This window comes from Kitasatospora sp. NPDC059571, from assembly GCF_042735675.1.
Classification (GTDB): domain Bacteria; phylum Actinomycetota; class Actinomycetes; order Streptomycetales; family Streptomycetaceae; genus Kitasatospora.
The window spans coordinates 6,904-20,078 of record NZ_JBHWBW010000105.1; the positions used below are offsets into that span (position 1 = coordinate 6,904).

Below are 13,175 nucleotides of genomic sequence, written 5' to 3' on the forward strand. Positions count from 1 at the left end.
ATGCACTACCGGGACGTACGACACCGCGTCGGACCGCGATTCCCCGGCCGGGGTACCACGGCCGGGTCATCGCGTTGAGCGATCAAGTCGACTGCCGGGTCCAAGGTCTGACACTCCGTCGGTAACAGGTGGATGGAATCGCTCCCATCCCGCCCGCGGGGCGAACGGTGCGCACCCGCAGGGTCGATGGTGCGTCAGGCCGGTCGGGGAATAGGGCCCGGCGGGGCACCCCTTCGGGTGGAGGCGTCAAACGGTCGGTTTCGAAGCCGAGATGGTCGACCTCGTTCACAGTTCAGCCACAGGGCCTCGCGGATATCAACTCAACAACCATTGTGGCTACGCATGTTCGAAGGTAGAGTCCCGGATCGCCGAGCACGGACGGGCGCTCGCAGGCATCATTTGGGGCGGGCATGTCAAAGAATCGAGGCGTCAATGGGGTCGCCTCTGACCTACTTGACGCGTTCATGGGAATCGCTGGGCGATATCCAGAACGTCCGGCGATTGTCCACGACGGGCACGCCATGGGGTACGGCCGGCTTGCCGAGCTGGTGAACGGCCTGGCCGCGCGCCTGGGGCCGCGGCCGGGGACGGTTGCCGTCGCGGCGACCCACGCGCCGGAAACGGTCGTCGGACTGCTCGGTGTGCTCGCGGCGGGCGGCGCTTATTGCCCCGTCGATCCGGCCTTCCCGATTGAGCGCCGACAGGCGATGCTGGCGGCCGCCGGCTGCCGCACAATGGTGGCCGCCGCCCCCGCCGCGGACGCCGGATTCCGCTTGGAGTTAATGGAGTTAGGCCCGCACCCGGAACCGGCGGAAGGCGCGCCGGGAATCGCACGGCCGGGGCCTGTGCAATCGCCGGACCACTGCGGCGACACCCGCCCGAAGAGCCTCGACGCGAACGGCCTCCGCGCGAACGACCTCCGGCCGACCGGCTCCGCCGGTGCGGGCCCCGAGGACCCGGCCTACGTCCTCTTCACCTCCGGCTCCACCGGTGCGCCGAAGCCGGTGGTCACCCCCCGCCGGGCCGTCTCCGCCGCCGTGCACTCCCTCCGGGACCTGTTCGCCCTGACGCCCGAGGACCGGGTGCTGCAGTTCGCCTCGCTGAACTGGGACACCTGCTTCGAGGAGATCCTGCCGACGCTCACCGCCGGCGCCACCCTGGTGTTCGACGCGGAGGCGTACTCCGGGTCGTTCCCCCGCTTCCTGCGGATGGTCGAGCGCCGCGGGATCACCGTCCTGGACCTGCCCACCGCCTTCTGGCACGAGTTGGTGCTCCACCTCGCCGAGGACCGGCTCGCCCTGCCCGGCTGCGTCCGGCTGCTGGTGATCGGCGGCGAGGCGGCGAGCCCCGCCCGGCTGGCCGACTGGAGCGGACTGGACACCGGGCGGATCCGCCTGGTCAACACCTACGGCTCCACCGAGACCACGCTCGTCACGCACGCCGTCGACCTGCACGGACCGGGCATCCCCGGCCCCGGGACGGAGTGGGACGGCAGCGCCCGCGCACCGATCGGCCGTCCGCTGCCGCACGTCGTGCAACGGATCTCCGAACAGGGGGAGTTGCTGATCGGCGGAGCCGCGGTCGCCCTCGGCTACCTCGGGCTCCCCGAGGCCACCGCCGCCCGGTTCAGCACCGTCGACGGCGAGCCCTGGTTCCGTACCGGCGACCGGGTGAGCAACTCGCCGGACGGCGTCCTCACCCACGAGGGGCGGCTGGACAACGAGATCAAGGTGCGGGGCATCCGGGTCGACCCGGCCGAGGTGGAGGCGCACATCGCGGGCCACCCGGAGGTCGGTGCGGTGGCCGTGGCCGCCGCCACGTTGGCGGGCCGGTCCGCCCTGGTCGCGTACGTGGTGCCGCGCACCGCGCCCGTGGCCGCGACGCTGGACGCCGACATCCTGGCGTACCTGCGCACCCGGGTGCCCGGCCACCTGGTGCCCAGCCGGGTCACGGTCGTCCCGGAGCTCGTGCTCACCGCGAGCGGCAAGGTCGACCGGGCGGGCACCGACCGCCGCCACGCGGCCCGGCCGGGCACCCACCGCAGCGCCGGGAGCGGCACCCCGCACCCGGCACGCGAATCGCACACACCCCGCGAATCGCACGCAGCACACGACCAGGTCAAAGGAGACGTTCGATGAGTGTTGAGACCACCACCCCCGCCGCCGGCGCGATCGCCGGCCCCGGTGCCGGCCCCGGCGCCGGCCCCGCTGCCGGGGTGGACGCCGAGGGCGTGGTGGCGATCTTCCGTCGCGTGCTGGAGACCACGGACGTCACGGCCGATTCCGACTTCTTCCTCCTCGGCGGCGACTCGCTGATCGCCACCAGAGTGCTGAGCGCGATCGCCCGCGGCCACGGCGTGGAGCTCTCCTTCGACGACTTCCTGCGCGACCCGACCCCGGCGGGTCTCGCCCGCACCGTCGCGGCCGCCCGATGACCGGCCCCGGCGACCGCACGGGCGCCGTTGCCTCCGCGGTGGTGGTGGGGGCGGGGATCGCGGGCCTCGCCGCCGCGGCCGGGCTGGCCGAGCGCGGGATCGAGGTCACCGTGCTGGAGGCGCGCGACCGGGTGGGCGGCCGGACGCACGGCCTCGAGGTGGCGCCCGGCGGCTGGATCGATGCCGGCGCCGCGTACCTGGGCGAGCGGCACACCGAACTGCTCGCCCTGATGGCCGAGGTGGGGCTCAAGACCACCCCGACCACGATGGCCGGCGCCAGCCGCTTCGCGCTCGGCGCCGAGGACGCCACGCGGGACGGGCGGTTCCCGCCGCTGAACGCGGTGGCCCTCGGCGACATGTTCGAGCTGCTGGACGAACTCACCGCGGCCGTGCGGCCCGACGCACCGTGGCTCACCCCCGACGCCGAGCGGCTGGACACCACCACCGCGGCGGCCTGGGCCGACCGGCACCTGACCCACCCGGACGCCCGGCTCTTCTTCCCGTTGTTCCTGGGGGAGATGATGGCCGCCGATCCGGCCGACGTCTCCGTCCTGCACATGGCCTTCTACCTGCGCTCGGGCGGCGGCATCCGCTACCTCAACGCCTTCGAGGGAGGCGCGCAGCAGGACCGGATCGCGGGCGGCGCCCACCAGGTGTGCGAGCGGCTCGCCGACCGGCTGGGCCCGCGGGTGCGCCTCGGCGAGCAGGTCACCGCCGTCCACCAGGACGCCGACGGGGTCACCGTGCACGCGAAGGGCGGCCCATACCGGGCCGACGTCGCGGTGCTGGCCCTGCCGCCGCTGCTGGCCGACGCCGTCGAGCAGCTGCCCGCGCCGCCGGTCCGCCGGTCGAGCGCCCGGACGGCGCGCGGCTGCGCGGTCAAGGTGAACCTGGTCTACCCCGAACCCCTCTGGCGCGACCACGGGTTGTCCGGCTGGTCGGTCAACGCCGAGGGCCCGCTGCTGTCCACCGTGGACGACTCGCCGGCCGAGGGCGGGGCCGGTGTGCTGACCGGCTTCGTCACCGGGCACGAGGCGCACCGGTTCGCCGCACTCGACCCGCAGCGGCAGCGGACGGCCGCGGTCGAGCAGGCCGCCCGGCTGTTCCCGATGCTGCCGGATCCGATCGGGTTCCATGTCACCGACTGGGTCAACGAGCAGTACAGCAGGGGCTGTTACGCCGCGCTCTTCGGCCCGGGCGACTGGCTCCGGCACGGTCCCACGCTGACCGCACCGCACGGCCGGGTGCACTGGGCCGGCACCGAGACGAGCACCGAGTACTTCGGGCTCATGGAGGGCGCGATCCGCTCCGCTCGGCGCGTCGTCGCCGAGATCCTCGCCCGCTAGTACCGAACCGGCAGCACCGAACCGGCGACGCCGCCCCGGCAGTACCGAACCGGCGGCGCCGCCCCGGCAGCACCGCCCGGCGACCTGCCGGCGACCCACCCGCGACCGGACGCCGTCCGGCGCCGCCGCCAGGCCGAAACAAGCTCTGACGCATCGTCATATCCATGCGTCAGGAACGCTCCACCGCTCCACCCGCTCCATCGGACGACCGATCCACCGATCCACCGGCCCGTCGATCCAGCGCGGACCGGACCTTTCCCCTCGACCGCCCGGAACGGACTCCACAAGAGCCCCGACCGGCCGTCCCCCCAGGAGAGCGCCATGAGCGACCAGACGTCCATCGCACCTCTCGCCGCCAGGCGGCAGCTGATGACCGAGCCCGAGCTCGGCGCCGGCAACTTCCTCGACCACGCCATCGCGGTCAACCCCAACCGGGCGGTCCCGTTCGCCTACAGCCACCACACCGACCACCGCGGCGAGGTCGTGCTGCGCGGCCACAGCCTGCTCGACCTCGCCGCCCTGCGGGACCGCTACGCCACCTGGTACCGGGCCAACGGCGTGCGCCCCGGGGAGCCGGTCGGCATCGTGGTCGGCGAGGGACTGGAGCCGCTGCTGCACTTCCTCGCGCTGACCGCGCTCGGTGCCGTCCCCGCGCTCATCAACGACGCCATGCGGCACGACGTGATGGTCCGCTACCTCAACCACGTCGGCGTGGTGGGCATCGTCGCCGACGACCCGACCCGGCTCGCCGCCGCCTACCGGGAGGACCCGGGCCGCCGGCCGCGGTTCATCGCGATGGCCGCCGAGATCCAGGCCTTCGACATCTCCTCGGCGCAGCTGCCGGCGGAGTACCCCTACCGGCACGCGGCGGACGACGTGGTCGCGCTGATCCACTCCTCCGGCACCACCGGCACGCCGAAGTCCACCATGCTGGCGCACCGGCAGTTCTGGGACGGCAAGCAGCCCCGGATGGAGCGCTTCCCCGCGGAGCCGTACGACCGGCTGATGTCGCTGATGCCGCACACCCATGCGGGCGGCCTGAGCTACTTCCTCACCGCCACCCTGCTGGGCCTGCCGACCGTGGTGATGGCGGACTGGCGGCGGTCGGTCGTGGAGCCGGTGATGGAGGCCTTCCGGCCGACCATGGTCGCCTCCTTCCCGCGCACCTTCGTCGAACTGGCCACCGGCGAGCTCCCGGTGAAGGGCGCGGCCAAGGTGCACTCCTGGTTCAACACCGGCGACAGCGCCCACTACGGGCACATCCGCCGGCTGGTGGAGCTCGGCGAGCGGCCGGCCGGGCTGATCAAGCCGTGGCTGCTCCCGCAGGAGAAGGCCGAGCAGCCCGCGCTGCCCGGTTCGCAGTTCGTCGACGGGCTGGGCTCCTCCGAGATGGGCATGGCGCTGTTCGGGCAGGTCACCGCACCGGAGAGCGTCCGCAACGACCGCTGCGTCGGCAAGCCGCTGGAGGTGGTCCGCAGTGCCGCCGTGCTGGACGAGAACGGCGACGAGGTCCCGGACGGCACGGTCGGGATGCTCGCCGTGCAGACCCCGTCCCGCACCCCGGGTTACTGGAACAACCCGAAGCTCACCGCCACCTTCGAGCTGGCCGGCTACTGGCTGACCGGCGACGTGGCCCGGCGCGACGCCGACGGCGCGTTCTACCACCTCGACCGCACGGTGGACGTCATCGACACCGCGCACGGCCCGGTCTACAGCCTGCCGATCGAGGAGGTGCTGCTCGCCGACTGCGCCGACCTGGTGCAGGACTGCTCGGTGGTCGGCGTGCCCGGTGCCCCCGGTGAGGGCCAGCGGCCGATCGCCGTCGTCCGGCTGCAGGCGGACGCCGCGGGGAGCAGCGCCGAGGAGGTCCAGGAGGCCGCCAACAAGGCGCTGGTCGAGGCCGGCCTGGCGGCGCTCGCCGCGGTCAGCATCGCCCGCACGCCCGAGGACTTCCCGCTCGGTCCCACCGGCAAGGTGCTCAAGCGCGAGCTGCGGACCCGCTTCGCCACCCTCTTCACCGGCCAGTAGCACCCGATGGACCACCACGCGATCCGGCAGCCCTACCAGTACGTTCGGACGCCCCTGGCCGAACCGGACTGGCGGCGGCTGCCGGGCTGGCGCGACGTCACCGCGGCACAGTGGCGGGACGCCCAGTGGCAGCGCGCGCACTGCATCAAGAACCCGAGGCAGCTGCGGGCCGTCGCCGGCCCGCTGCTCACCGACCGGTTCTACGAGGAACTGGCCGCCGACCAGGAGCAGTTCGCCACGATGCCGATGCTGCTGCCGCCGCAGATGCTGAACACCATGGCGGCGGACGCGCCGGGCGACCCGGACGCCTTCACCGAGGCGTTCCTCGCCGACCCGGTGCGGCGCTACATGCTGCCCGTGCGCGCGGACCGGCACCCGCGCTGGCCGAGCCATCCGAGGGCCGAGCGCGATTCGCTGCACGAGGCCGAGATGTGGGTGGCGGAGGGCCTGACCCACCGCTACCCGACCAAGGTGCTCGCCGAGCTGGTCGCCACGTGTCCGCAGTACTGCGGGCACTGCACCCGGATGGACCTGGTGGGCACCTCCACCCCCCAGGTCGCCAAGGCCAGGCTGGTGCTCAGGCCGGTGGACCGGCAGGAGCAGATGCTCGACTACCTGAAGCGCAGCCCGGCCGTGCGCGATGTCGTCGTCTCCGGCGGCGACCTCGCCAACGTGCCGTGGCCCCAGCTGGAATCGTTCCTGATGCGGTTGCTGGAGCTCGGCTCGGTGCGCGACATCCGGCTCGCCAGCAAGGCCGTGGTGGGCCTGCCGCAGCACTGGCTGCAACCCCGGGTGCTGGCCGGGATCGGCCGGGTGGCCGCGGTCGCCGCCCGGCGGTCGGTCAACCTCGCCGTGCACACCCACGCCAACCACGTGCGGTCCGTCACACCGCTGGTGGCCGAGGCCGCCCGGGCCCTGCTGGACGCGGGCGTCCGGGACGTCCGCAACCAGGGCGTACTGATGCGCGGCGTCAACGCCACACCCGAGGACCTGTTGGACCTCTGCTTCGCCCTCCAGGGCGAGGCGAACATCCTGCCCTACTACTTCTACCTCTGCGACATGATCCCCAACGCCGAGCACTGGCGGACCTCCGTGCACGAGGCCCAGCGGCTCCAGGAGGCGATCATGGGCTACCTGCCCGGCTACGCCACCCCGCGGATCGTCTGCGACGTCCCGAACGTCGGCAAGCGCTGGGTGCACCAGGCGGTCGCCTACGACCGCGAACGCGGCGTCTCCTACTGGACGAAGAACTACCGCACCGGGCTGGAGGCCCGGGACGCCGGCGCCGACCTCCCGCTCGACCGGCGCCACCCCTACTACGACCCGGTCGACACCCTGCCGGAGGCCGGCCGCCGCTGGTGGTCCGAGCAGCCCGGCACTCCGTGCACCTGAACCCCCCGCCCGTCCGAGGCCGTGCCCGCCGGCCGGCCCCGGCCGCTTCCCAGTGAGGACCACGATGACCCCACCCACCCCGATGAGCGAACCCGCCGCAGCGGCGGGCGGCCCCGCCGGCCCGCTGCGCCGGATGTGCTGGATCTTCCCCGACCGCGAGTCGACCCGCACCGGCGCCATGTGGAAGCACTACTTCTGGGACATGTACGCCGAGGTCGCCGAGGCGATGGGGATGAGCTGGACGCGGCACTCGCCCGACGCGGTGACCGTCGACGGCACCGTCCGCGGCCGGCCGAGGGTCTACGTGGACGACCAGGAGGTCACCCCGCAGGACACCCTCTTCGTCACCGCGCTCTACTCGCTGCCGTACCAGTCGATGGACGTGTTCAACCAGTACGCGCTCTGCGCGGTGCTCGAACAGGCCGGGTTCTACCTGCCGTTCCCGCCGCAGGCCTCGCTGATCGGCAACGACAAGCTGGCCACCCTGCTCTTCCTGGACGGCTCCCCGGTGCCGCCGATCCCCACGATCCGGATCGGCAGCGGCCGCGACGTCGGCAAGCACCTGTACGAGGTGGCGCTGGCCGGCATGACGTACCCGGCCCTGGTGAAGCCGGCCGGGTGGTGCGGCGGCGGCGGGATCAACCTGGCCCGCAGCGCGGAGGACATCCGCGGCCTGGCCAGCCTGGCGCAGGGCGGCGACACCACCCTCGTGGTGCAGCCCTACCTCGGCGACGGCACCGTCGACCACCGGGTGTACGTCATCGACGGCAAGCCGTACGCGGTGCTGAGGCGGACCCCGGAGGCCGGCTCGCCGGTGGCCAACGCCAGCCGCGGCGGCACCATGGAGTTCGCCGAGATCCCGGCCGAACTGGCCGAGGCCACCGCCTACTTCGCGGAGCGGCTGCCGATCCCGTTCTTCTGCATCGACTTCCTGCACGACGGCGAGCGGTTCTGGTTCTCCGAGTTCGAGCCGGACGGCGTGATCGCCCCGGACTTCGACGACCCGAACCGCTCCGTCCAGCGGGACATCACCCGCGCCCGGTTCGCCGCCTACCGGGACGCCCACGCCAAGTGGCTGGCCAACGGCGTCGCCACCAGCACGCGGTCCTTCGCGGCCGGAACGGGGGAGAAGTGACCGAGTCGTTCTCGCTGCCGCCGGAGGCGGCCGGAGCCGCCCTGGACGTGGCCCGCAGCAACCTGCAACGACTGAAGACCGTACCGGAGTTGGCGTCCCGATACACCGGCTGCGAGACCGTCGGCACGCTCGGCGAGCTGGCCGCGCTGCCGCCGCTGGTGAAGGACGACCTCAACACCGCGCTCGCCCACCTGGAGCCGAAGGCCGAGGACGGCGCCACCTGGCTGTTCCAGAGCGGCGGCAGCACCGGCGCACCCAAGATCGGCTACGCGCCGACCGGCTTCTACATGGCCGGGGTGGCCGCCCACTGGCAGCCGCTGGACCGCGACGACGTCTTCGTCAACGCCTGGGGTGCCGGCCGGATGTGGGGCGCGCACTTCCTCGCCGCCGGCCTGGCCGACCTCTCCGGCTGCCGGATCATCGCGGTGGGCTCGGTCACCCGGGACGAGTACGCCGACTGGCTGGGCTTCTTCGCCGCGCGCCGGGTGACCGCCATCGGCGGCACCCCGAGCGTGCTGCGCCTCTGGTTCGCACACGCCAGGGCCGCCGGGATCACCCTGCCCGCGCTGCGCAAGGTGCTCTGGCTCGGCGAGGCATGGCAGCCCCAACTCGCCGAGGACATGGCGGTGGTGGCACCGGACGCGCAGCGCTGGGGCATGTTCGGCAGCACCGAGACCTGGGTGGTCGGCACCAACACCCCCGACTGCCCGGCCGACACCTTCCACCCGCTGCCCGAGCAGCTGGTGCACGCCGGACCGGACGAACTGCTCGACTTCACCACGCTCAACCCCGCCATGCTGAACCCGGTGCTGCGCTACCGCACGGGCGACGCCGGCCGGATCACGGAGTGCCCCTGTGGGCGCCCGGGCCGCGCCATGCAGGTGCTGGGCCGCCGCGACAGCGTGGTGCAGGTGCGCGGCCTCGGCCTCCACGTCGACGAGGTCGTCGCCCGCGCCGAGCAGGAGCCGGGCGTCTCCCGGGCCCAGGTCCTCATCACCGAACAGCGGGGCCGCGCCACCGCGGTGGAGGTGCTGCTGCTGACCGACCCGGACGCCGGCGTCGACACCGAACGGCTCCGCAAGGAGGTCCTGGCCGCGACCTTCACCCTCAGCACCGCCTTCCAGCACGACCCGGAGTCCTTCCGGGTCCGCACGGTCGACGCCCTGGTCAGCAACGACCGCACCGGCAAGACCGCCAACCTCGTCGTCCGGGAGGAGTCGTGAAGCTGCGCAGGCCCGCCCGGCTGGGTCGCGGGTTCAACCTGTTCTGGTTCGGCCAGACCGTCAGTACGGTCGGCGACCGGGTCACCGTCTTCGTGGTGCCCACCCTGATGATCTTCGTGCTGCACGCCAGCGCCTTCCAGGTCGGCATCGTGGCGATGGCCCAGTACCTGGGCATCCCCCTGCTCGGCCCGATCGCCGGCGTGCTCGTCGACCGCTGGGACAAGCGCTGGACGATGCTGGCCTGCGATCTCCTGCGGCTGGTCGCGGTGGCGGTGATCCCGCTGGCGTACTGGCTGGACCTGCTCTCCACCCCGCTGCTGTTCGGCTGTGTGGCGGTGGTCAGCGGCGCGACGATCTTCTTCACGGTCGGGTACCTGGTCGCCGTCCCCGCGGTCGTCGAGGAGGAGCACCTCGTCCGGGCCTACTCGCGCCTGGAGGGCAGCCGCTCGGTGTCCGAGGTGTCCGGGCCGACCATCGCCGCGGCGCTCTACAGCGCACTCGGTGTGGCCGCCCTGCTGGTGGACGCCGCCAGCTACCTGGTCTCGGCGCTCTGCTTCCGCTCGATGCCGAGCTGGGGCCGGCAGACCGGGGTCACCGGCTCGGTGTGGCAGCGGCTGACCGCCGGGTTCCGGCTGAACTGGTCCGACCCGGTGCTGCGCCGCGTCGTGGTGGCGGCGGTGACGCTCAACTGCGGCGGTCCGGTCTTCGTGACCGTCCTGCCCGTGCTCGCCTACCGCGGCCTCGGCGTCTCGGTCGCGGTCTTCGGCGCGGCCATGTCCGTCGCCGCGGTCGGTGCCCTGCTCGGCGCGGTGGTGGCCCCGAAGATCGCCGAACGCCTCGGCACCGGCCGGACGATGGCCTGGGGCCTGCTGCTGCACTGCCTGGTCGGCCTCGGCGTGCTCGCCGCGCCGACCCTGCCGTCCGGGCCGGTGATCGCCGTGACCATGGGCTGCTACGGCTTCTTCATGTCCTGCATCAACGTGTGCAGCGCCCCCGCCCGGCAGTCCCGGATGTCCGCCGAGAACCAGGGCGTGATGCACGCGGCGTACCGGACCGTCACCTGGGGCGTGATCCCGCTCGCCGCGCTGGTCGGCGGCCTGGTCGTCACCCTGCTGACGCCCTCGCTCGGCGTCCTCGACGCGGCGCGGACGGCGATGGCCGGCGGCACCCTGCTGGCGGCGTTCTCCTTCCTCCCGGCGCTGGGCATCCAGCCGCGACTGGACGCCGCCGAACGCGAGAAGGCGCAGGCGGCCGGCGACGGACCGACCGCCGGCACCGAGCCGGCCCTGGCGGACAGCGCGCCATGACGACACCCCGGATCTGCCTCATCACCGGAACCTCCTCGGGGATCGGCCTGGCCACCGCGGTCGCCGCGGCCCGGGCCGGCTTCACCACCGTGGCGACCATGCGCGACCCCGACCGCGCCGGGCCGCTGCTCGACGCGGCGGAGCGGGCGGGCGTCAGCCTGGACGTCCGCCGGCTCGACGTCACCGACGCCGACTCCGTCACCGCCTGCACGGAGGCGGTCGCCCGCGACCACGGGCGGCTCGACGCCGTGGTCAACAACGCCGGGATCTCCAACTTCGACCCCACCCTGGAGATGTCGACCATGGCCGCGCTGCGGGCCAACCTGGAGGTGAACTTCTTCGGCGTCATCGCGGTGAGCCGGGCCGCGATGCCGCTGCTGCGCGCCTCCGGCGGCCGGCTGGTCACCATCGGCAGCGTGCACGGCGTGGTCGGCCAGCCCTTCAACGAGGCCTACTGCGCCGCGAAGTTCGCCGTCGAGGGCTTCATGGAGAGCCTGGCCCCGGTCGCCGCGGCACACGGGGTGAAGGTCTCCGTCGTCGTCCCCGGCTTCGTCCGCGGCACCTCGTTCGGGATCTTCCCGGACGTCAACCGCAAGACCGTCGAGGCCGCCTCCGGCCCGTACGCGCCCACCTTCGCGGACTACATCGCCTGGGTCGGCGGCCAGGGCTGGGAGGGCGCGGGGCAGCAGCCGCAGGACGTCGCCGACGTCGTGGTGGACACGCTGCGCGCCGACCGCCCGGCCTTCCGGATCCCGACCAACCGGTGGGCCGCCGAGTACCTGGACCAGAAACTGACCGACCGGGACGGCGGGGTCGTGGGGACACTCGCCCGCACCTGGATCGGCCGACCCGAACTCCCTTAGACCTCAGGAGGATCAGTGCCCGCGAAAGCACTGCAAGAGCTGGTCGACCTGGCCCGCAACCACTCGCCGTTCTACGCCGAGGCGTACCGCGACGTGCCGCGGACCGTCTCGCACCTCACCCAGCTCCCCATCGTCGACCAGGACGCCTTCTGGGCGGCGAACCGGGCGGCGGACAACCGGCTGCTGACCGGCCCGCTCAGCGACGCGGGGGTCTACAAGTCCGGTGGCACCACCGGCGCCCCGAAGCTCTCGCCGTGGACGCGCACCGAGCACGCCGAGGCGCTGACCGCCTTCGGCGCGGGCATGGTCCGGGCCGGCCTGAAGCCGGGGCACCGGGTGGCCAACCTGTTCCGCGCCGGCGAGCTGTACAGCGGCTTCCTGTTCATCGAGGGGGCCCTGCACCACGCGCCGGTGGACAACGTCCGGCTGCCGGTCGGCGGCGCCGCACCGAACGAGTACATCGCCGACCTCATCACCGGCTTCGGCGTGCACGTGCTCGCGGGCGAGCCGATGAAGCTGACCGCGGTGGCCGAACACCTCGTCGCGCACGGACAGGTCGCCGAGTCGGTCGAACTGCTGCTCTTCGGCGGCGACCTGCTCTTCACCGATCTGCGGCCGCTGCTGTCCCGGGCCTTCCCCAAGGCCGCCGTCTCCTCGATCGGCTACGCCTCCGTCGACGCGGGCCTCGTCGCCTCGCCGGTGCCGGGCGACGACGTCCGGCTCCACGAGGCCTTTCCGGACCGGACGCTGGTCGAGATCGTGGACAGCGGCACGGGCGAAGCAATCACCGTGCCGGGCGTGCCCGGCCGGGTCGTGGTCACCAACCTGTTCCGCACCCTGATGCCCATCATCCGCTACCCGGCCGGCGACCGCGCCGAGTGGGTCGACGCCGACTGCCGGCAGTTCCGGCTGCTCGGCCGCTCGGACGAGGGCGGCCGGGTCGGGATCGTCTCGATGCCGACCGAGGACGTCCGCGCCGTCCTGGTCGCCGCGGACCCGGGCCGGTTCATCGCCGGCATGCAGATGGTGCAGCGCCGCTGGGACGGCCGGGACGGCCTGATCCTGCGTCTCGGCTACACCGACGAGCCGCCCGCCGACCTCACCGAGCGCCTGATCGCCGCCGTCTACGCGGCCCGCCCGACCTACCCGGAGGAGGCGGCCGCGGGCGTCATCCACCCGCTCGCCGTCGAGTGGGTCCCGCGCTCCGAACTGGTCACCAACCCCCGCACCGGCAAGCTCCGGCAGGTCATCGACGAACGCCCGAAGAACTGACGCCGCGGCCCGGCGGGCGGGGGCCCCACCCCCACCGCCCGGCCGCCCCCCCCGGGTGGCGGGGGCCGCGCCGGCCCGGTCCCCCGCGCCCGGGGGGCCCCCGGCCACGGGCCCCCACCGGAATTCCCACGGGCTCTCCCGCGCCCCGGCGCAGCCCAACCGTGCTTGAAAGGGC

General features: G+C 73.3%; 10 protein-coding genes. All 10 read left to right on the forward strand.

The genetic code is table 11. From position 1 onward, the window contains the following. Positions 1-464: 464 nt before the first annotated feature. The 10 genes from ACFV0G_RS14920 (at position 465) to ACFV0G_RS14965 (ending at position 13,000) form a co-directional block, all read left to right on the forward strand. On the forward strand, positions 465-2,138 hold the full coding sequence (locus ACFV0G_RS14920; RefSeq protein WP_380546616.1) for an AMP-binding protein: 1,674 nt from the start codon (positions 465-467) through the stop codon (positions 2,136-2,138). Then, a complete protein-coding gene (locus ACFV0G_RS14925) occupies positions 2,135-2,434 on the forward strand; it encodes an acyl carrier protein (RefSeq protein WP_380546618.1) in 300 nt (99 codons plus the stop codon). Before ACFV0G_RS14920 ends, ACFV0G_RS14925 begins: the two co-directional genes overlap by 4 nt. Next, on the forward strand, positions 2,431-3,780 hold the full coding sequence (locus ACFV0G_RS14930) for a flavin monoamine oxidase family protein (RefSeq protein WP_380546620.1): 1,350 nt from the start codon (positions 2,431-2,433) through the stop codon (positions 3,778-3,780). The genes ACFV0G_RS14925 and ACFV0G_RS14930 overlap by 4 nt, the downstream gene beginning before the upstream one ends. A 321-nt stretch (positions 3,781-4,101) precedes the next feature. Next, on the forward strand, positions 4,102-5,808 hold the full coding sequence (locus ACFV0G_RS14935) for a class I adenylate-forming enzyme family protein (RefSeq protein WP_380546622.1): 1,707 nt from the start codon (positions 4,102-4,104) through the stop codon (positions 5,806-5,808). A 6-nt stretch (positions 5,809-5,814) separates the two neighbouring features. Further along, the gene (locus tag ACFV0G_RS14940; RefSeq protein WP_380546624.1) at positions 5,815-7,200 is read left to right on the forward strand and encodes a KamA family radical SAM protein; all 1,386 of its coding nucleotides are present in this window, start codon (positions 5,815-5,817) and stop codon (positions 7,198-7,200) included. A 64-nt stretch (positions 7,201-7,264) separates the two neighbouring features. Next, complete coding sequence (locus ACFV0G_RS14945; RefSeq protein ID WP_380546626.1) at positions 7,265-8,335, forward strand: RimK family alpha-L-glutamate ligase; 1,071 nt, start codon at positions 7,265-7,267, stop codon at positions 8,333-8,335. Continuing rightward, complete coding sequence (locus tag ACFV0G_RS14950) at positions 8,332-9,558, forward strand: AMP-binding protein (protein WP_380546628.1); 1,227 nt, start codon at positions 8,332-8,334, stop codon at positions 9,556-9,558. Before ACFV0G_RS14945 ends, ACFV0G_RS14950 begins: the two co-directional genes overlap by 4 nt. Beyond that, positions 9,555-10,865 carry an MFS transporter gene (locus ACFV0G_RS14955; RefSeq protein ID WP_380546630.1) on the forward strand — a complete coding sequence of 437 codons (1,311 nt, stop codon included), beginning with the start codon at positions 9,555-9,557 and terminating at the stop codon, positions 10,863-10,865. The genes ACFV0G_RS14950 and ACFV0G_RS14955 overlap by 4 nt, the downstream gene beginning before the upstream one ends. After that, on the forward strand, positions 10,862-11,728 hold the full coding sequence (locus tag ACFV0G_RS14960; RefSeq protein ID WP_380546632.1) for an SDR family NAD(P)-dependent oxidoreductase: 867 nt from the start codon (positions 10,862-10,864) through the stop codon (positions 11,726-11,728). The genes ACFV0G_RS14955 and ACFV0G_RS14960 overlap by 4 nt, the downstream gene beginning before the upstream one ends. A gap of 15 nt (positions 11,729-11,743) precedes the next feature. Beyond that, positions 11,744-13,000, forward strand: coding sequence for a phenylacetate--CoA ligase family protein (locus ACFV0G_RS14965; RefSeq protein WP_380546634.1), 1,257 nt, complete (start codon positions 11,744-11,746; stop codon positions 12,998-13,000). Positions 13,001-13,175: the final 175 nt, after the last annotated feature.